The sequence below is a fragment of the Cupriavidus nantongensis genome (assembly GCF_001598055.1).
Taxonomy (GTDB): Bacteria; Pseudomonadota; Gammaproteobacteria; order Burkholderiales; family Burkholderiaceae; genus Cupriavidus; species Cupriavidus nantongensis.
On record NZ_CP014845.1, the window covers coordinates 1 to 19,162 of the forward strand.

General features: G+C 69.0%; 19 protein-coding genes. 7 read left to right on the plus strand and 12 right to left on the minus strand.

Annotated elements, in window-relative coordinates:
• The first annotated feature begins 80 nt into the window (after nucleotides 1-80).
• Nucleotides 81-368 (plus strand): GIY-YIG nuclease family protein, encoded by a 288-nt coding sequence (locus tag A2G96_RS21400; RefSeq protein ID WP_062802263.1) that lies wholly within the window; start codon nucleotides 81-83, stop codon nucleotides 366-368.
• A gap of 62 nt (nucleotides 369-430) precedes the next feature.
• Here the strand turns inward: A2G96_RS21400 and A2G96_RS21405 are convergent, their stop codons facing one another.
• Together A2G96_RS21405 and A2G96_RS21410 are read right to left on the minus strand one after the other, a co-directional pair.
• A complete protein-coding gene (locus A2G96_RS21405; RefSeq protein WP_062802264.1) occupies nucleotides 431-853 on the minus strand; it encodes an organic hydroperoxide resistance protein in 423 nt (140 codons plus the stop codon).
• A 51-nt stretch (nucleotides 854-904) separates the two neighbouring features.
• Nucleotides 905-1,381 carry a MarR family winged helix-turn-helix transcriptional regulator gene (locus A2G96_RS21410; RefSeq protein WP_062802265.1) on the minus strand — a complete coding sequence of 159 codons (477 nt, stop codon included), beginning with the start codon at nucleotides 1,379-1,381 and terminating at the stop codon, nucleotides 905-907.
• Nucleotides 1,382-1,558: 177 nt separating this feature from the next.
• On the opposite strand from A2G96_RS21410, the gene A2G96_RS21415 reads away from it, so the two are divergent.
• Nucleotides 1,559-3,025 carry a DegQ family serine endoprotease gene (locus A2G96_RS21415; protein ID WP_062802266.1) on the plus strand — a complete coding sequence of 489 codons (1,467 nt, stop codon included), beginning with the start codon at nucleotides 1,559-1,561 and terminating at the stop codon, nucleotides 3,023-3,025.
• Nucleotides 3,026-3,296: 271 nt separating this feature from the next.
• Entirely contained in the window at nucleotides 3,297-3,629 is a 333-nt protein-coding gene (locus A2G96_RS21420; protein ID WP_062802267.1) for a hypothetical protein, read from the plus strand.
• Nucleotides 3,630-3,796: 167 nt separating this feature from the next.
• On the opposite strand, the gene A2G96_RS21425 is transcribed toward A2G96_RS21420, so the two are convergent.
• The 5 genes from A2G96_RS21425 to A2G96_RS21445 all read right to left on the minus strand — a co-directional run bounded on the left by A2G96_RS21425 (nucleotide 3,797) and on the right by A2G96_RS21445 (nucleotide 9,878).
• The gene (locus tag A2G96_RS21425; RefSeq protein WP_062802268.1) at nucleotides 3,797-5,380 is read right to left on the minus strand and encodes an MFS transporter; all 1,584 of its coding nucleotides are present in this window, start codon (nucleotides 5,378-5,380) and stop codon (nucleotides 3,797-3,799) included.
• Entirely contained in the window at nucleotides 5,377-5,865 is a 489-nt protein-coding gene (locus A2G96_RS21430; RefSeq protein ID WP_062802269.1) for a MarR family winged helix-turn-helix transcriptional regulator, read from the minus strand. The genes A2G96_RS21425 and A2G96_RS21430 overlap by 4 nt, the downstream gene beginning before the upstream one ends.
• An 82-nt stretch (nucleotides 5,866-5,947) precedes the next feature.
• Complete coding sequence (locus A2G96_RS21435) at nucleotides 5,948-7,918, minus strand: transglutaminase TgpA family protein (RefSeq protein WP_062802270.1); 1,971 nt, start codon at nucleotides 7,916-7,918, stop codon at nucleotides 5,948-5,950.
• Entirely contained in the window at nucleotides 7,915-8,946 is a 1,032-nt protein-coding gene (locus tag A2G96_RS21440) for a DUF58 domain-containing protein (RefSeq protein ID WP_062802271.1), read from the minus strand. Before A2G96_RS21440 ends, A2G96_RS21435 begins: the two co-directional genes overlap by 4 nt.
• A 5-nt stretch (nucleotides 8,947-8,951) precedes the next feature.
• Complete coding sequence (locus A2G96_RS21445) at nucleotides 8,952-9,878, minus strand: AAA family ATPase (RefSeq protein ID WP_062802272.1); 927 nt, start codon at nucleotides 9,876-9,878, stop codon at nucleotides 8,952-8,954.
• Nucleotides 9,879-10,141: 263 nt separating this feature from the next.
• On the opposite strand from A2G96_RS21445, the gene A2G96_RS21450 reads away from it, so the two are divergent.
• Nucleotides 10,142-10,963, plus strand: a complete 822-nt coding sequence (locus A2G96_RS21450; protein ID WP_062802273.1) for a phytanoyl-CoA dioxygenase family protein — start codon at nucleotides 10,142-10,144, stop codon at nucleotides 10,961-10,963.
• Nucleotides 10,964-10,979: 16 nt separating this feature from the next.
• Here the strand turns inward: A2G96_RS21450 and A2G96_RS21455 are convergent, their stop codons facing one another.
• On the minus strand, nucleotides 10,980-11,819 hold the full coding sequence (locus A2G96_RS21455) for an IclR family transcriptional regulator (protein WP_062802274.1): 840 nt from the start codon (nucleotides 11,817-11,819) through the stop codon (nucleotides 10,980-10,982).
• Between the two features lie 118 nt (nucleotides 11,820-11,937).
• The gene (locus tag A2G96_RS21460) at nucleotides 11,938-13,548 is read right to left on the minus strand and encodes an MFS transporter (protein ID WP_062802275.1); all 1,611 of its coding nucleotides are present in this window, start codon (nucleotides 13,546-13,548) and stop codon (nucleotides 11,938-11,940) included.
• 61 nt (nucleotides 13,549-13,609) lie between these two features.
• On the opposite strand from A2G96_RS21460, the gene A2G96_RS21465 reads away from it, so the two are divergent.
• Complete coding sequence (locus A2G96_RS21465) at nucleotides 13,610-14,596, plus strand: LysR family transcriptional regulator (RefSeq protein ID WP_062802276.1); 987 nt, start codon at nucleotides 13,610-13,612, stop codon at nucleotides 14,594-14,596.
• Nucleotides 14,597-14,676: 80 nt separating this feature from the next.
• On the opposite strand, the gene A2G96_RS21470 is transcribed toward A2G96_RS21465, so the two are convergent.
• Nucleotides 14,677-15,237, minus strand: coding sequence for a YggT family protein (locus A2G96_RS21470; RefSeq protein WP_062802277.1), 561 nt, complete (start codon nucleotides 15,235-15,237; stop codon nucleotides 14,677-14,679).
• A 187-nt stretch (nucleotides 15,238-15,424) separates the two neighbouring features.
• Here A2G96_RS21470 and A2G96_RS21475 point away from each other — a divergent pair, with 187 nt between their 5' ends.
• Entirely contained in the window at nucleotides 15,425-15,883 is a 459-nt protein-coding gene (locus A2G96_RS21475; protein WP_062802278.1) for a MarR family winged helix-turn-helix transcriptional regulator, read from the plus strand.
• 138 nt (nucleotides 15,884-16,021) lie between these two features.
• Nucleotides 16,022-16,708, plus strand: a complete 687-nt coding sequence (locus A2G96_RS21480) for a glycine zipper 2TM domain-containing protein (protein ID WP_062802279.1) — start codon at nucleotides 16,022-16,024, stop codon at nucleotides 16,706-16,708.
• A gap of 5 nt (nucleotides 16,709-16,713) precedes the next feature.
• Here A2G96_RS21480 and A2G96_RS21485 read toward each other — a convergent pair whose 3' ends face one another.
• Nucleotides 16,714-18,261 carry an acyl-CoA synthetase gene (locus tag A2G96_RS21485; RefSeq protein ID WP_082819062.1) on the minus strand — a complete coding sequence of 516 codons (1,548 nt, stop codon included), beginning with the start codon at nucleotides 18,259-18,261 and terminating at the stop codon, nucleotides 16,714-16,716.
• Between the two features lie 107 nt (nucleotides 18,262-18,368).
• On the minus strand, nucleotides 18,369-19,079 hold the full coding sequence (locus tag A2G96_RS21490) for a dienelactone hydrolase family protein (protein WP_062802281.1): 711 nt from the start codon (nucleotides 19,077-19,079) through the stop codon (nucleotides 18,369-18,371).
• Between the last annotated feature and the right edge of the window lie 83 nt (nucleotides 19,080-19,162).

Sequence of the window (19,162 nt, forward strand, 5' to 3'; positions counted from 1 at the left end):
GTCTTTGGCGCGGCCAAAACGCTGCGCTCGCCATTGCCGTAGCGCCGTAATACCATTCCCGCAGTTCACCATATCCGCCCATGTCAGCTGACTGCGCCTGGTATCTCTACCTGCTCGAATGCAACGGCGATTCCATTTATACCGGCATCACCACGGACGTGGCCCGCCGTTTTGCCGAACACCAGTCCGGAAAAGGGGCCAAATATACGCGTTCGCGCAAGCCGATTCGCGTGCTCGGCCAGATGCGCTTCGCCACCAAGTCGGAAGCATTGAAGGCGGAAATCGAAATCAAGCGTATGAGTTCAGCGCAGAAGCGATCATTTTGCGCCCAGCTGACGCTGCACGACTCGGAGCAGCCGGCGAAGTGATATCAAGAAAAACGGCCCGCATCGCAAGCGCGATGCGGGCCGTTTCTTTTTGGCTTGCCGCTTCAGACCAGGGTCAGCGTAACGTCAATATTGCCGCGGGTCGCATTCGAATACGGGCACACCTGATGCGCCTGCTCGATTAGCTTCTCGGCCGCTTCACGTTCGAAGCCCGGCAAGGAAATCTTCAGTTCGACCTGGATGCCGAAGCCCTGCGGAATCGGGCCGATGCCGACCGCGCCCTGGATCGATGCATCGGCGGGCACGTTGATCTTTTGCTGGCTGGCGACATAGCGCATCGCACCCAGGAAGCAGGCCGAGTAGCCGGCAGCAAACAGCTGCTCCGGATTCAGGCCGTTGCCGCCACCACCCATTTCCTTGGGTACCGCCAGCTTGGCGTCGAGCTGGCCGTCGGACGTGGTGGCACGGCCATCGCGGCCGCCGGTGGCGGTGGCATGGGCGGTATATACGACTTTCTCGAGTTTCATCTAAGGCTCCGGTTTGGTTGCCCTCAGGGGCGCCATCATCAATACCTGCCGTCAGTCCGGCAAGCTGGAATCGGTCCGCGCTTGTTCTAGCGTCGACCGCAGTGCATGCAAGCGCCGCGTCAGCGCCTGGATCTCTTCGACCGGGCATTGCGTGGCACATAACATCTGTTCAGGAATCCTCTCGGCGCGCCGACGCAGCGCACGGCCGGCGTCGGTCAGGCTGACCAGGACCCTGCGCTCGTCAGCCGCGTCCCGGGTGCGGGTCACCAGACCTGACGCCGCGAGCCGCTTCAGCAATGGTGTCAGCGTGCCCGAATCCAGCGCCAGGCGGTTGCCGAGTTCCGAGACCGACATCGTTTCCGTCTCCCACAAGACCAGCATGACCAGATATTGTGGATAAGTAAGCCCAAGCTCACTTAGCAGCGGCTTGTACAGCTTGGTCATCGCCAACGAGCTCGAATACAGCGCAAAGCATAGTTGGTGGTCCAGCAAAAGCCAGTCGGTGGCGGGTTCGTTGTCGCGTTCCATGTCGATATATTAGACGCAATTAGATTGTGCGCAAGATAAATTTTGTGCGCCCGATCGGATGGCACGTAGCGGGACGTTGGACCCCAAGCCTTAAGTCTGTTTTAAGTCTTGGTCGCTAGCATGACGGTGTTGCGTCGCATCGTGCCGACGCCAGATGCCAAAAGGAAAGGAACACCTATGATGCGCCAGACCATTGCTCGCACCGCCGTTGGTATCGCAGCGCTGGCCGCGCTCGGCGGCGGCTATGCCTATCTGCAGCGAGACGTCATCACCGCGGGCTACGCGGCTCCTCCGCCGGTGGCAGCGGCCGCCCAGCCAGTGGCTGCCGCCGCCAGGCCAATGGACTTCTCCGGCATCGTCGCGCAGTACGGACCCGCCGTGGTCAATATCAGCGTGACTGCGCGCGCCCAGCGCACGTCGGTGCAGATGCCGCCCGGCATCGATCCGGAAGACCCGCTGTTCCAGTTCTTCAAGCGCTTCGGCCCGCAGTTCCAGGGGCCGCAGGGCGGCCCGCAACAACTGGTGCGCGGGCAGGGCTCGGGCTTTATCGTCAGCCCCGACGGCCTGATCCTGACCAATGCGCACGTCGTCGACGGCGCGCAGGAAGTGACCGTCAAACTGACCGACCGCCGCGAGTTCAAGGCCAAGGTGCTCGGCACCGATCCGCAGACCGACGTGGCGGTGATCCGCATCGATGCGAAGGACCTGCCGACCGTGCGCCTGGGCGATCCGTCGCAGGTGCGCGTGGGCGAGCCGGTGCTGGCGATCGGCTCGCCTTACGGCTTCGAGAACACCGTGACTGCGGGCATCGTCAGCGCGAAGTCGCGCTCGTTGCCCGACGACACCTATGTGCCGTTCATCCAGACCGACGTGGCAGTCAATCCCGGCAACTCGGGCGGTCCGCTGTTCAACCAGCGCGGCGAGGTGGTCGGCATCAACTCGCAGATCTACAGCCAGACGGGCGGCTACCAGGGCCTGTCGTTCGCGATCCCGATCGACGTGGCGACCAAGGTGCAACAGCAGCTGGTGGCGCATGGCAAGGTCACGCGCGGGCGCCTTGGCATCAGCGTGCAGGAGGTCAACCAGGCGCTGGCGCAGTCGTTCGGCCTGCCCAAGCCGACCGGCGCGCTGGTCAACTCGGTCGAGCCTGACAGTCCGGCCGCGCGCGCGGGCCTGAAGCCGGGCGACGTCATCGTGCAGCTGGACAACGACGTGATCGACCATTCGGGCGACCTGCCGGAACACGTGGCCGATATCAAGCCGGGCACGCAGAGCTCGCTGAAGATCATCCGCAAGGGCCAGCCGATGACGTTGTCGGTGACGATCGGCACCGCGCGGGACCAGGCGGTGGCGCAAAAAGCGGGCGGCAAGGAGGCCAATGGCCGGCTCGGGCTGGCGGTGCGCCCGCTGTCGCCGGCGGAGAAGCGCGAAAGCGGCATCGAAGGCGGCCTGGTGGTCGAGGACGTGACCGGTCCCGCCGCGCGCGTGGGCATCCAGCCCGGCGACGTGATCCTGTCGCTCAACGGCACGCCGATCGCATCGGTCGATCAGCTTCGCACGCTGGTGGGCAAGTCGGGCAAGCAGGTGGCGCTGCTGGTGCAGCGCGACGATGCGCGCATCTTCATTCCGCTCGATCTGGGTTGATGCTCGCGGGCACCGCTGCGTGCCCGCAAGTCGTTAACCAGCAAGGCTTTGACGTCCTCGCGGGCCGTATACCCGCACGTATACCGACACGTTTACGAGTGGGTATACGTGCGGGTATACGGCCCGCTAAGCCTTGCCAGAGGCGGGATTCAGCGCAACGAACTGCTTACAGAAAGCGCGCCAGCAGGTATCATCTCGACTGCGATGCACGAAGCATGCGGCGGCAGCCCCCGCCGGCCCTGGTTCTGCTGAATCGACAAAGAGGAAGTCTATGCAGTTGGATTTCACCCGTGCCCCGATGCCGGGTACCGATAGAGCGCGGCGACTGACGTCCACGACGTCTGTCACCGGCTCCGCGCCGAAGCCCCGGCGGCGCAAGAAAGAGGTCGCCCCGCACTGGGAGCGCGGCTACCGTTCGCACTTCTATCGCAACGAGCGCGGCGACAAGCTTGGCGAAGTGCGCCTGTCCGAGCGCGGCGAGCTTCCGGTGGTCTACCACTGGGCCGCCGGCAACTACTCCGGCGCGGAAGGCTCGCTGGCCCACGCGCGCGCGCGCGTGGAAGAGACCATCGGTTTCGGCATGCGCCAGCTGTCGCTGTTCTGAGCAGGATCTTCGCCGGTGCCGCGTTCGCCGGCACTGCGACCCGTCCGCGCCCACCCTTCGCGCGCGGTGCCTTCGCTTCTCCCTGATCTTCCCGGTTGTACCTGCAGTCCCCAAGGCAGGCCATGGCCAGCGCAGTGCTGGCCCCGGCGTGGCGGCGCACGCAGCGCTCAAGCAAGCCGCCGCTGCAACAGCATGTAGGCAGCCGCGCCAAGCGCCAGCACGGCAATCAGCCGATAGATGTCCTCGCAGGCGATCAGTGTGGCCTGCTGCGCGATTTGCGCGCTCAGCTGCGCCAGCGCACCCTGGTGTGCCTGCGCCGCATCGAAGCCGCGCGCGGCCAGCGCCGCCTGCATCCCGGCGATCCATTGTTCTGCCTCGGCCGGGCGCTGGCCGAGCGCGTGCAGCAGGCTGTCGTGTACCGCGAACTGGCGGTTCTGCAACAGCACCGCACCCAGCGCAGAGGCAAAGGAGCTGGCAATCTGCCGCATCAGGTTCTTGCTGCGGTAGCCGTGCGCAAAGGCATCCGGGCTGAGCGCGCGGAACGTCAGCCCGGCGATGGGAATGATCACCAGCACGCCGAACAGGCCCTTGCCGATCAGTCCCCACGCCAATGCCGGCGGCCCGGCGTCGGGCGGCATGCGCGAAAACCACCACGCCGTGGCGGCCATCAGCACCAGGCCAGCCACCATCAGCGGCTTCTTGCGCGCGAGCCGCGGCGCAAACCGCAGGTAGACGAAGATGCCGGCCAGGCTGACCAGTGCGGCGAAGCTGTTGAGCCAGCCGGTGGTGGCCAGCGGGATCCTGAGCGCTTGCTCCGCATAGATCGGGAACAGGTAGCCGCTCAGGTTGCTGATCATGTAGTACACGAAGTACATCGCCAGGCCGGTCAGGACCACCGGCTGGCGCAGCGCGCGCAGGTGCAGCACCGGGGTGCGGTGGTGCCACTGGTGCCACAGGAACAGCGCCAGCAGCGCCAGCCCGGCGGCGGCCACCAGCGTGAGGCGCAGCGGGTGCGAGAACACGTCGAAGCGCGCCTCGGTCAGCGCCGCCTGCAACGTCACGATGCCGGCGCCGAACAGCAGCAGCGGCCCGAGCGCGGGGCCGTCGGCACTGGCGCGCGGCTCGGCATCCGGCAGCAGCAGCCACGCGCCCAGCGTTGCCACCGCGGCGAACGGCAGCACGCCGTAGAACACGTCCTGCCAGACCCCATGCTCGATCAGTCCGGCGGCGAAGGCCGGCGCCATCGCCGAGGCCGAGAAGATGCCGATCATGAAGATGCGCGAGGCGCGCGGCCGCTCCGTCGGCCCGAACAGCACATTGACCAGGATGCGGCAACTGGTGAACAAGGCGCCGCCGCCTAGCCCCTGGATAAAGCGCGCCACCACCATCTGCGGCAGTGCATGGCTGGTCGCGGCCACCACCGTGCCGGCCATGAACAGCAGCAGCGCGCCGGTCAGGTAATGACGGTAGCCGAAGCGGCGCGACAGCCATTGCTGCTTCAGGATCATCAGCATGCTGCCCACCGCGTAGGCCGCCTGCACCAGCGCAAAGCTGCGCGGGTCGGCATCCAGGCCGCCGACGATATGGCTGGAGGCGAACACGAACATGATGTTCTCGAGGAACTCCACGCCCGTGGTCAGCGCCAGCAGCACCATCAGCAGGGTCTGGCGCTGCCGGCGGCTCAGCCAGCGCAGCCAGCGCATGCCTGCGCGCAGTCGCCATAGCGGCCGCCAGGGCGATCGCGGATTCATGCTTGCAGCGTCTCCACGGTCTGGTGCAGCAAGCTCAGGTTGCGGGTGGCGCTGGCCAGGCCGCTTGCGCCAAGGGGCGCCCAGGCTTCGCCGTATGCAGCATGCACGGCCGGGACGGCGCGTTCGAGCAGCCGGCGGCCGGCCGGTGTCAGGGTCAGCTCCAGGCTGCGCCGGTCGCTCGCCGAGGCGCGCCGGCGCAGCAGTCCGCGCGTTTCCAGGCCGTCCAGCAGCCGCGTCATCTGCGTACGCGTGGCATCGAGCGCGTCGCCCAGTTCGGACGGCATGCTCGGTTCGTCCTCGTCGGCGGCCAGCATGCTCAGCACCAGATACTGGTTCATATCCAGTTCAAAGGGCGCCAGGGCCTGGTCGATATGGCCGCGCAGCAGGCGCGCGGTACGCAACAGCAGTCGCGAGGCCAGGATCAGGTCGCGCGGGGCTTCGGGATGGCTGGCGCAAAAGCGGTCGATGCGTTGCTCGAAAGACATGGCAGGCGGCGGATTGATTGCGTCCGATATAGTTACAAACGTAATTATATCAGGTGTAGCTAATATCGCCGGCGCCTGCCCGTTACCGGCGCAATGCTGCCGCGACCGCCCGAATGCCCGCCCGCATCGACGCCATAAGCTGCGCCCGCGTTTCGGCCGGCAAGTTGCCGTAGCGCAGCTTGACATAGGCGGCGCTGACCGCGGCGATCGCCGCGCCGGCGCGCGGCAGTTGCGTGCTGGCCCGCGCCGCAAAGTCCTGCGGGCCTTCGGCCGGCGCGCGCGTGCAGCCGTGGCGGGCAAGTACGGCGCAGAAGCGCGCATAGGCCGCGCCGACCGGATCCGCGGGCGCGCGCCGCCGCCACAGCGGTACCAGCGCCAGCAGGCACAGCAGGCCAAGCACCGCCGCCAGCAACGGTCCTGCGCCGGCACTGGTGCCGAGCGCCTGCAGCAGCCGCTGCTGGCGCGCATGGTCGTACTGCAGCACCCAGCGCTGCCAGGTGTAGACCATGCCCTCATAGGCCCAGCGCAAATCCTTGAGCCAGGCCGGCTGCCGCGACGGACGCCAGTCGGCGGCTTCGTTGCCGACCACCGCATCCAGCCCCTGCTCGATGCGGCTGGGCGCGACTGCGCTGGTCGGGTCCACGCGGATCCAGCCGCGGCCGTCGAGCCAGACTTCGGCCCAGGCATGCGCATCGGACTGGCGCACCACGTAGTGATTGGCCATGGGGTTGTACTCGCCGCCCTGGTAGCCCGTGACCACACGCGCCGGCACGCCGGCTGCGCGCATCAGGAACACGAAGCTGCTGGCGTAGTGCTCGCAGAAGCCGCGCCGGGTGTCGAACACAAAGCTGTCGATCTGTTCGGCCCCAAGCGGCGGCGGGGTGAGCGTATAGGCGAAGGGTGCTGCCGCGAACAGCCGCAGCGCGGCCTGCACGCGCGCCGCGGGATCGGCATGGCGCTGTGCCCATTGCGCGGCCAGGGCGCGGGCGCGCGGGTTGCCCGGCGGCAGGCTCAGTGCCAGCCGCAGCGTGGCCGGCGTCAGGTATTCCGCCGGCGGCGACAGCGTGGACTGCGTGCGATAGCGGATGCGCTGGTCCACCGCCCGGCGCGCCATGAATTCACCGTCGGGCGTGACGGCGGCATCCGCGCCGGATGACAGCGCCTGGCCACGGTCGAGCACGAACAGCCAGCGCTGCCGGCTGGGCTCCAGCGTGATGCTGATGTCGATATTCGACGCGCCGCCGGCGCCGGCTGCAGGGACCAGTTGCTGCCGCCGCAGCCGCGACGGATGCCAGGTGGTGCCGTCGTATTCCCACAGCACCAGCGCGCGCCAGTACAGCGCGGACGCCGGCAACGGCGGGCCCGCAATGTCGGCACGCAGGGCGATTTCTGACGAACGGATCAGTTGCCCCACGCTGCCCGGGCGCATGGTATCGCTGATGCCGGTGGTGCCGCTCTGCGCCGATTGCGGCAGTTGCCACAGCGGGTGCTCCAGGCGCGGGAACAGCACGAACAGCGCCAGCGCCCACGGCAAGCCCAGCAGCGCCATGCGGCCCAGCAGCGGCCAGATCGCCAGCCGGCTGCGCGCCTCGGGGTGATGCAGCAACAGCCAGTTGCGCAGCACCCAGGCGCCGATCGCCAGGCTGTACAGCGCCAGCCAGAACGGCTGGTCGGACAGGTACAGCGTCAGCAGCAGGTAGAACGACAGCTGCGTGACCAGCGTTGCGTCCGAAAGCGCACGGCATTCCAGCAGCTTGAGGATGACAAAGGCGCCCAGCAACGCCACCGCCAGCTCTCGCCCGATGCCGCCCCCGTCCTGCCACACCAGCGCGCACGCCACCAGCAGCACCAGCATCGCGGTGGTGCCGAGCATCCAGCGCGACGGTAATGGCGCGCGCCGCCGCCACAGCAGCCAGCGCCACGCCAGCAACAGCACCAGCAGCAGGCTGACCGCCACCGGCAGCGTGCGTGCCTGCGGCGCCAGCACCAGCGCCAGCTGTCCTAGCAGCAGCCCGTGGTCTTCATGCCGCAGCGGACGAGGCGCGGGTTTCATGCGGGTTCCGCAGCGCGCGCTGTGCCAGGACGCTGCGGCCACAAGGCCAGCGCCTCGAGGCACGCGCGCCGGTGACTGGCGCCGCGCGCCGGCGCCAGTTCGATGCCGGGCAGGCGCAGGCCGATCTCGGCCTCGTCGCCGGCGGCGAGCAGCCACGCGCACAGCCGCGACAGCCGGGGCTCGGACTCCATGCCAGCGGGCAGCGCGTGCCAGTCCAGCCAGCGCGCCGGCTGCCGCGGCGGATCGCCGGCGCGGCTGAGCCAGCGGCCGGTGCGCGCGCTGTGCTTCCAGGCGATACGGTGCAGCGGGTCGCCGCTGCGGTAGCGGCGCAGCTGGTCGATGCCGTCTTCGCTGTGCGTTGTGCTGGCGGCAGCGTGTGTGTCGTCGCCATGGTCGGGGCGGTGCGCGGGCGGCGGTGGCGGGGCGTCGGCTTCCGGCGCGGGGTAGACCAGCGTCGACACTTCCAGGTCCGCATGGCTCCAGACATGGAACAGGCCGAACGGAAAGCGGCTGGCGATCGTGACCCGCGGCAGCACCAGGCGGCCGCGCCGTGGCGCCGGCACGTGCAGCGCCAGCATGCCGCTGGCATTGGCATCCAGCGTCAGCGTTGCGGCGGTGACTTCCGGCATGGCGGACAGGCGCGCCTCGATGCCGATGCGCGCATCGCCGCCACGGCAGTCGACGCGCAGGTGGAACACGGCATCCTGCCCGGCATGGACCGCCGCCACCGGGCCCGCGGCCACGGCGAGGTCGAGCAGGTTGCGGTAGGCCAGCCACATGCATGACATGCCGATACCGGCGAGCATGAAGGTCAGCGCAAAACCCAGGCTGATGTTGTAGTTGAGCGAGGTCATCAGCATCGCGGCCAGCACCACCGCAAAGCCGACGCCGCCGCGCGTAGGCAGGATGTAGAGATGGCGGCGGTCCAGCACCACCACGCCGCCCGCACCACCGGCAGGGCGGCGGCTGGCGGCGCGGCGCCGGGCGAGGCGTGGCGTGCCGCCGAGCACGCCCTTGCGCGCCGCCATGGCGCTCAGGGGATCGCCACGCTGGCGAGCAGCGCGGCCAGCTGGCCGTCGACGGCGGCGTGGCCGCCGGCACCGGCCGGCAACAGGCGGTGCGCGGCCACGGCCATGAACACCGCCTGCACGTCTTCGGGCAGCACCAGGTCGCGCTGCGCCAGCAGGGCCCAGGCGCGCGCGCATGCCAGCAGCGCCAGCCCGGCGCGCGGCGACAGTCCCGCGGCAAAGCCGCCGTGGCTGCGCGTGGCCTGCACCAGCGCCAGCACGTAATCGACCAGCGCCGGGCTGGCGTACACCTGCGCGGCCGCTTCCTGCAGCGCCAGCACCTGGCTGCCATCCATCACCGGCGGCAGCTCCGCCGCGCCGGCGCCGCCCAGGTACAGCACGCGCTCGAAGGCGGGGTCGGGGTAGCCCAGCGACAGGCGCATGGTGAAGCGGTCCAGCTGGGATTCGGGCAGCGCATGGGTGCCGATCTGCTCCAGCGGGTTCTGCGTGGCGATGACGAAAAACGGCGACGGCAGCGCATGCGTGGCGCCGTCATGGGTCACCTGACCCTCGGCCATCGCCTCGAGCAGCGCGCTCTGGGTCTTGGGCGGCGCGCGGTTGATCTCGTCGGCCAGCACCACCTGCGCGAACACGGGGCCGCGGTGGAAGCGGAATTCGCCGGCGTCGCGGACAAAGACCGACACCCCGATCAGGTCGGCCGGCAACAGGTCGCTGGTGAACTGCACGCGCTGGTAGTGCAGACCCAGCGTGCGCGCCAGCGCATGCGCCAGCGTGGTCTTGCCCACACCCGGTACGTCTTCCAGCAGCAGGTGGCCGCGTGCCAGCATGCAGGCCAGTGCCAGCCGCACCTGTTGTGGCTTGCCAAGGACAATGCGGCCCAGCTGGGCCTGGGCCTCGGCCAGCGAAGCGACGATGCGGGGGCGTGCAGTCACGTGGGACCTCGGCGCAGAGCCTGAAAAAATCGCGGTGGATGCAGGAATTATCGGGCAAAGACCAGCGCATTGTAGCGGCGCGCACCGCAGGCGCGACCGTCTGTTGCCGTACGCACGTGCCCGCTAGCCGGAGCGGAGTGCAGGCTACGGATGCGGCGCCTGCGCCAGATGGCGCCGCTTCTGGCATCATGAGCCTGTCGGGCCACCGCGGCCCCTGTTTCTGTTTCCGCCTCTTCACGCGGCCGTGCGCCGCGCCTGCTGCAATGACCTCGCTGGATCCCTGCGCCGACATGCCCGCTTCCACCCTGTCCGCCGATGCCGGCGCGCTGCCGCGCCTGGTGCAGGCCTTCCACGCCAATGGCTTCGTGATCCTGCGCGGCTTTGCCGACGAGCCGGTGTGTGCGGCGCTGGAGGCGGTGACGCGCCAGCATCTCGCCGCGGCGGTGCCGCCGGTGGAGTTCGAGGCCGACCTCGGCTATCCGGGCGCCCCGGCCACGCGCGATGCCGCCGGCGGCGGCACGGTCAGGCGCCTGCGCCAGGCCTACGGGCGGGATGAGGTATTCCGCCGCTGGGCCAGCGATCCGAAGCTGGTCGCCGTCGTGCAGGCCCTGCTGGGCGAGCCCGCCCGCATCACGCTGGCGCATCACAACTGCGTGATGACCAAGCATCCGCACTACGGCAGCCAGACCGGCTGGCATCGCGATACCCGCTACTGGTCGTTTGCGCGGCCGGAACTGGTGACGGTGTGGCTGGCGCTGGGCGATGAGGACGAGCGCAATGGCGTGCTGCGCGTCATCCCGGGTTCGCACCAGGCGAAGCTGGAGCCAGGCCAGCTGGACCCGGCCGAATTCCTGATCGAAGCGCACCCGGCCAGCCAGCCGCTGCTGGATGCCGCGCAGCCGCTGGCGCTGCACCGCGGCGACGTGCTGTGCTTCGACAGCCGGCTGTTCCATGCGGCCGGCCGCAATGTGTCCAACGCGGTCAAGCTGTCGGTGGCGTTCGCGTATTTCGGCGCCAGCAACCGGCCGCTTGACGGCACGCGCTCGGCCGAGTTCGGCAGCGTCGAGCTGCCCGCCGTGGTCTGATCCGGCGTGGCTGCGCTCAGGTGCGCAGCCCGACCAGCCCGGAGATCTTCTCGGAAGCCTCGAGTAGCGGCGGCAGGAAGCGCTCCAGCATCTGCTGCGCGCTGGTGCGGTTGGCCTGGCCGCTGATGTTGATGGCGGCGATGGTGTGGCCGGCGCGGTTGCGGATCGGCGCGGCCAGCGATACCAGCCCTTCCTCCAGCTCCTGGTCGTTCAGGGCCCAGCCGCGCTGGCGGACGTCGGCGACGATGGCCTTGAGCGCGTCCACGTCGGTCACGGTGCGCCCGGTGCGCGCGCGCAGCTCGGTGGCGCGCAGCACGCTGTCGAGCTCGGGCTCGCTCAAGCCCGCCAGCAGCACCCGTCCCATCGACGAGCAATACGCCGGCAGGCGGCTGCCGATCGACAGGTTGATGGTCATGATCTTGCGCGCCGGCACGCGTAGCACGTAGACGATCTCGGTGCCGTCCAGCACCGAGATCGAGCAGCTTTCATGGACCTGCTGCGACAGCGTCTCCATGATCGGCTCGGCCAGGTTCCAGAACGGCATCGAGGTCAGGTAGGCGAAGCCCAGGTCGAGGATCTTGGGCGTGAGCCGGAACAGGCGCCCATCGGCCTGCACATAGCCCAGCCCCACCAGCGTCAGCAGGATGCGGCGCGCGCCCGCGCGCGTCAGGCCGCTGGCCTGGGCGATTTCGGTCAGGGTCTGGGCCGGGTGCTGCGCGTTGAAGGCGCGGATTACCGACAGCCCGCGTGCAAAGGACTGCACATAGCTGTCGCTCGGCTTTTCGGGCGTGGCGGCGCTGTCGGCGGTCGGCGATGCTGGCGGCGGGGTCTGGCGGGAATCGGTGGGACTGGCCATCTTGCGTAGCCCGGCGTGGTTCGCCGGATTGGCACGGAAAGGCCGAAAGGGTAGAGGAAATGCCGGCATTGCGCCAGTGCCGGGGCCGGACCGGCCCGCGGCGGCCAGGGCCGGGCCCTTAGCGGAAGCTGCGCTGCACCAGCACGAACACCCCTGCCGCCACGCACAGCGCGGCAAAGCCATGCAGCAGGTCCATGCCGGCGAGCAGCGTCGCCTGCCGGTCGACTTCCTGTGAGATCTTGGCCAGTCCCGCCGCGGACAGCGCGTCGGGCATCTGCAGCGCCGGGTTGAAGCGGGTGATGTGCTCGACCAGGTGGGTGCGGTGCTGCGCCAGGCCGTCCTGCATGAACACGCTCGCCAGCCCGGTGCCCATCGCCGAGGCAATCTGCTTGCACACGTTCTTGAACTGGTAGGCGTGCGAGAAATCCTCGACCGGCACTTCCAGGTAGGTCATCGACGCCACCTGTACCATCAGCAGCACCGGCGTCAGCCCCTCCAGCAGCACCACCGGCACCAGCGCGTAGTCCGGCGCCCCCGGCATCAGCTGGGTCGACAGCAGCATCGCCGCGCAGGCGTAGACGATAAAGCCGATCGCGATCACGCGCCGCTTGCGGAACACCAGCGCCATGCCCAGCGTGATCACGACGGCGCCGATGGCCGACACGGTGCCGCTGGTCGACAGCAGCATGCAGGTGGTGCGGAAGGTCAGCCCGAGCCCGGTCTGCGTCAGCGTCGGCAGCAGGAACGACCACCCCGACGACAGCAGGTAGTACAGCGTGTAGAAGCCCAGCCCGTACAGGTACTGGCGCCCGGCCAGGCGCGAGAAGTCGATCCACGGGTCCGGATGCCGATACAGCCGCCAGCCGCTGAAGGCAAACAGCGCCACGCCGCACAGCGCGGCCAGCGGCATCTCGAGCGAGCTGAAGAAGCGCGTGTAGCGCATTTCCTGCAGCGTATGCAGGAACACCAGCGCGCCCAGCGCGGCGGCGATGGCGGCGGGCCAGTCCAGCGTCGACACCGGCGGATGCGGATCGCGCGCCGCGCGCGTGGGGTAGGTCAGCGCGACCGACAGCAGCACCGGCAGCGCAATGCCGGCCTGGAACAGGAACACCGCGCGCCAGCCGATGTCGTCCAGGAAGATGCTGGTCAGCCACGGCGTGATCGCCAGCATGGAAAACGAGCCGCCGCCGAAGCGCAGCATCAGCGGCGCGCGCTCGGCCGGCGTCGACACCAGCTGGGCCAGGATGCGCGAGGCCGCGAACAGGCCGCCCGCGCCAAGCCCCTGCACCGCCTTGCCGGTGATCAGCCCGGCCGGGCTGGCGAACTCCGCGCAGATCACCGAGCCGGCGATAAACACCAGCAGCGACACCATGGTGAAGCGCTTGTACGTAATGCGGCGCGCGACCTGGTCGAGCACCATATTCATCAGCACCGCGGTGGCGGCGTAGGCCGAGATCGCGTACAGGTAGTCCTCCGGCGCGGCACCGACGCCGCCCTGGATATGCTGGCTGGCCACGCCCATCATCAGCGTGGACGAGAAGTCGATGCCGGTCACCAGACCCAGCGTCAGGCCGAACAATGAAAGACGCCAGTGACCCATCTCGGGGTGACTGGCGAGCTGCATGCGCTGGCGCTGGGGGGTAGCGGTGCCGGGGGCGGCGGGGGCTGGAATGGCCGGAATGGCTGGGGCTAGCGCGTCCGATCCGGCCGGGACAGGCGTTTGTTGCATCGCTCAAGCATAATGTAGGCCCACCGTTGAGAACTACAGGTTGTCAGGGAAACATTGTCCGGTGAACGAAACAATCCAATGGAATGACTGGGAGGCGTTCTGCTGCGTGGTCGAGCAGGGCACGTTCACGGCCGCGGCGGAGCAGCTCGACTGTCCCAAGTCGCGCGTGTCGGCCGCCGTGGCGCGGCTGGAAACCGCCATCGGCGCCAAGCTGCTGGAGCGCACCACGCGCCGCATGCGCCTCACCGATGCCGGCAAGGCGGTCTATCGCGACGTCGCGCCGCTGTTCGCGCGGCTGCGCGAAATCCGCCAGGAAACGCTGGCGCGCGAAGAGCGCGTGCAGGGCGTGCTGCGCATCGCCACGCCCTATGAATTCGGCGCGCAGCAGCTCGGCGGCGTGATCTGCCGCACGCTGGCGGCACACCCCGCGCTGGATGTGGCGGTGGAAATCACCCAGGGCCTGGTCGACCCGATCCGCGACGGCTTCGACGTGGCCTTTGTCATCGTCGACGCCGACCTGCCGGATTCCGGCACGGTGGCGCGCCGGATCTACCACGTCGAGCGCGGCCTGTTCGCCGCGCCGGCGCTGGCGGCCAGCCTGCCGGCGCAGCTGCGCCCGGAAGACCTGGCCAATATGCCGACGCTGACCACGCCCGGCGACACGGTGTGGGAATTCACCCGCGACGACCAGACCGTATCGGTGCCGATCCGCCCGCGCATGCAGACCCACAACGCCGAACTGCGCCTGCAGGGCGCGCTGGCGGGGCTGGGCATCGCGCGGCTGTCGGTGATCTATTGCGAGGCCGAGGTCGCGCAGGGGCGGCTGGTGCGCGTGCTGCCCGACTATCCGCTGCCGCCGCTGCGCGTGTTCGCGCTGCTGCCGGACCGGCGCCTGCAGCCGCGCAAGGTGCGCGCCTTCATGGAAGCGATCGAATCGATGATGGTGTCGGAGCTGCCGCCGGAAGGCGATGCCGAGACGGCGCGGGACGCCGGGCCGGATGCCGCGGCGGACGGGCTGGCACCGGGAGAGGCGCGTACGGCGGGCTGAGGGGCGCTGAGGGGGCGCTGAGGGGCGCTGAGGGGCGCAGTCGGTGAAGGCGTTGCGCCGCTCGTGCGCCCCGGCTGCCGTCAGTGCAGGCCGATGATGCCGGCGCCCAGCCGGGCGAGGACCATCAGCAGGATCTGCGCAATCACGAACAGCACCAGCGGCGAGATATCGAAGCCGCCCAGGCGCGGCACCACGCGCTGGATCGGGCGCAGCACCGGCGCGGTCAGGTGGTCGATCGCCGGGGTGATCGGCGAATGCGGGTTGACCCACGACAGGATCGCCATCAGCAGCGTGACCCACATCACCAGGCTGATGGCCCATTTCAGCACATAGAGCACGGCGGTCAGCAGCATGGCGGGAACGAAGCCGGGCAGGTCGATGCCGCTGATCAGCGCGACCAGAGCCAGAAACACCACCGCGGTCAGCCACGCGGCCAGGATCGTGGCCCAGTCGATGCCGCCCACGCCCGGGATGATCCGGCGCAGCGGCCGCACCAGCCAGTCGGTGATCTGGAACACGCCCTGCGAGACCGGGTTGCGCGTGGGCAGCCGCGTCAGCTGCATCCAGACGCGCAGCAGCAGCGCCATGCCGAACAGGGTAAAGACGGTATCCAGCAGGAAGAGAGCGATTTCCGAGAACATCGGTGCGTTTTCCGGTGACGGGTGAAGGTGTCTGCAACCGCACAGATTCTGCCATAGCCGAGCGCGCGCACGGCGCAAACCGGGATCGGCTGCCGGTGTGCCGCGCGGCCCCTATAATTGCGAGCGCCCCGCAGGGGGCGTGCGCGGATTGCCGCGCCTTCATTCCCTTTCGCGTTTTTTGCCGCCCATGCCCAGCAAGTCAGCCTCGTCGCCGCAACCCGCCCCGCTCAGCAAGGCCGACTTCGAGGCACTGTCCGACTTCCGCTACCAGCTGCGCCGCTTCCTGCGGTTTTCCGAAGACGCGGCGCGCGCGGAAGGGCTGACGGTGCAGCAATACCTGCTGCTGCTGCATATCCGCGGCTGCGTCGACAAGGACTGGGCCTCGATCGGTGAACTGGCCGAGCGCCTGCAGGCCAAGCAGCACGGCGTGGTGGCGCTGGTCAATCGCAGCGAGGCCGCCGGGTTGGTCAAGCGCCGGCTCAATCCCGAAGACCGCCGCGTGGTGCAGGTGCACCTGACCGCCAAGGGCGAGCGCTACCTGAACCGGCTGGCGATGCTGCACCGGACCGAGCTCGAATCGCTGCGCGGCGCGTTCCGCGTGGCCCGCATCACGCAGTTCAACGACGATGGCGCGGAGCGCGGCTGAACGCCGCCGGGCGCCACGCCTGCACTGCAGGCCGTTACAGGCGGTTACCAATCACAAGCTCCGGTGACACCCGCTGGCCGGCGGCGGCCCTAGACTCGCGCGCATTCCCCAACACGCGCAGCGCGCAGGAGTCCTGACATGTCCATCCCCTTTCGTTCGGTTGTGCTTGCGGTGCTTGGCGCCGGTGCGCTGGCCGGGTGTGCCACGCCGTATGGCTACGACAACGGCTATGGCGCGGGGTATGGCGGGGGCTACGGCGGCGGCTATGGCAACACCGGCTATGGCAGCACGGGCTACGGCAGTGGCACCACCATCAGCGGTTACCCGCAGCAGGGCTATCCGCAACAGGGGTATCCGCAGCAAGGCTATCCGCAACAAGGCTATCCTCAGCAGGACTACCCGCAGTCTTCGTATCCGCAGCAGCCGTATCCGCAGCCGTCGTACCAGGACGGCAGCTATGGCAACGGCTACGGCAACCAGGCCTATGGCGTGCGCTACGGCTGGGTCGAGGGTATCGAGGTGGTGCCGGGCCAGCCGCCGTCGACCAGCGGCGCCGGCGCCGTGGTAGGCGGCATCGTCGGCGGGCTGCTGGGCCACCAGGTGGGTGGCGGCCGCGGCAATACCGTGGCGACCATCGGCGGCGCCGTGGCCGGAGCGGTAGCCGGCAACGAAGTCGAGAAGCGCACCGGCACCAGTGCCCCGGCCTACCGCGTGCGCGTGCGCACCAGCGACAACGCCTACCTGACGCTGACCCAGTCCAACGCCTACCAGATGCGCATCGGCGACCGCGTCCGCATCGAGAACGGCGTGGCCGTGCCGTACTGAGCGCGTCAGTCGGTGCCGAACAGCTGCGCGTAATCCTCGCGCAGCTGGCGCTTGAGCAGCTTGCCGGCGGTATTGCGCGGCAGGTCCGCGACGAACACGATGCGCTTGGGCACCTTGAACGGCGCCAGCGCCTGGCGCGCATGCGCGATCAGCTCGTCTTCGGTGGCATGGTCGTGGCCGCGCTTGCGCACCACGCACGCCGTCACCGCCTCGACCCACTTCGGATGCGGCAGCGCGAACACCGCTGCCTCGGCCACCGCGCCATGGGTGTACAGGCACTCTTCCACTTCGCGGCTCGACACCAGCACGCCGCCCGAGTTGATCACGTCCTTGATCCGGTCCACCACATACAGGTAGCCCTCGGCATCCATGTAGCCGAGGTCGCCGGAATGGAACCAGCCGCCGGCGAAGGCCTCGGCGGTCTGCTCCGGCTTGTCCCAGTAGTGCGTCAGCAACTGCGGCGAGCGATGCACGATCTCGCCCAGCTCGCCCGGCGGCACGTCCTGCAGGGATTCATCGACGATGCGGGTCTCGACATTCAATACCGGCCGCCCCGCCGAGGCCGGACGCGCGGCGTGCTCGTCGGGTCCCAGCACCGTCGCCAGCGGCCCGATCTCGCTTTGCCCGTAGCAGTTGTAGAAGCGCAGCGCCGGCAGCTTCTGCTGCAGCTCCAGCAGCACCGGCACCGGCATGATCGAGGCGCCATAGTAGGCCTTGGTCAGCGTACCCAGCCGGGCCGGATCGAACTCCGCATGGCGCAGCAGCGCAATCCAGACCGTCGGCGGTGCAAAGAAGCTGGTGATGCGCTCGGTGTGGATGGTGCGCAGGCAGTAGCCGGCTTCCGGGCTGTCGGCGATCAGCGTGGTGCCGCCGCACAGCAGCAGCGGCATCAGGAACACATGCATCTGCGCCGAGTGGTACAGCGGCAGCGCGGCCAGTGAATAGTCGGACGCGCGGATATCGCAGGCGGCAATGGTGCTGACGTATTCGGCCAGCAGCGCGCGATGCGTCAGCACCGCACCCTTGGGCGCCGAGGTGGTGCCGGAGGTGTACAGGATCTGCGCGGGCGTGGATTCGGCGAGGGCGTCGGACACCGGCACGGCGGGGCCGTCGGCGGCCGCGGCAAGAATATCGGTGCGACCATCGCCGCCGTGCAGCGTGCCGCGGATCTTGCACGGCAGGCCGTCGACGCGCTCGGCCAGCGCCGGGTCGGCAAAGATCGCGCTGGCGCCCGATTGCGTGACGATGTACTCCGCCTCGGCCCGCGTCATCGAGAAATTCACCGGCACATGGATCAGGCCGCTGCGCAGGCAGGCCAGCCACAGCAGCACATAGGCGTCGGAGTTCTTGCCGAAGGCGGCGACGCGGTCGCCGGGACGCAGGCCCCACTGCGCCAGCGCGCCGGCCACGCGCGCGCTGGCGTCATCGAGCTGGCGGTAGCTCCAGCACCGCTCGCCGAAACGGATCGCGGTCTTGTCCGGACTGCGCCGCACCGCGCGGGCAATGGCGTCGGGGATGGTGTTGCGCAGGGCGCGCTGCTGCTCTGACTGCATGGTGGTCTCCATTGTTATGGTTGGGGTCCAGCAAGTCTTGAAGCCAAGCGCCGAGGATAAGGCGTGCCGGCTTGCCGTGGCAAGCCGGCACGGGACGGACAGGCGGACTACAGCGCTGCCGACAGGAACACCAGCGCGCGCCCGTGCGCCAGCGCGGCGCTGGGCTGGTGGTAGGAGCCGCGTGCCCAGCAGTTGAAGCCGTGGTCGGCCTGCGGGTAGACGTGGATTTCGGTGGCGGGTTTGCCAGCCATCGCGTCGCGCACGGCCTGCACGGCGTCGGATGGGATATGCGCGTCGAGCGCGCCGTAGTGGAACTGCACCGGCACGCGGATGTTGGCGGCTTCCTGCAGCTGGTTCTGGATGCCGCCGCCGTAGTAGGGCACGGCGGCATCGACCAGGCCGCGCGCCGCGCTCAGGTACGACAGCAGGCCGCCGAAGCAGTAGCCCACCGCGGCCACCTTGCCGGCGCCGGTATGCTGGCGCAGCACCTGCACCGTGGCCGCGATATCGTCGAGCGCGGCGGACACGTCCACGGCCTTGCGCAGGGCCATGGCGCGCGCCATGTCGTCGCCCTCGTAGCCCAGCTGCACGCGCGGGGCCTGGCGCCAGAACACGTCCGGCGCGAGCACGGCATAGCCGTCGGCGGCGTACTGGTCGGCCACCGCGCGGATATGCTCGTTCACGCCGAAGATCTCCTGCAGCAGCACGATGCCCGGCGCGCCGGGCTGCACGCCCGCCGGCGGCAGGCTCAGGTAGGCATCGAAGCTGCCCGCGGCGGTGTCGACGCGGATCCACTGGCTGTCGGGAATGTCTGTCATGGCGAAGGGTTCTCCGGAAGAGGCTGGGCAAGGATTGCCGCATTGTCAGCCCGCCAGTGTGCCACTGCGCGCCGCATCGTGCA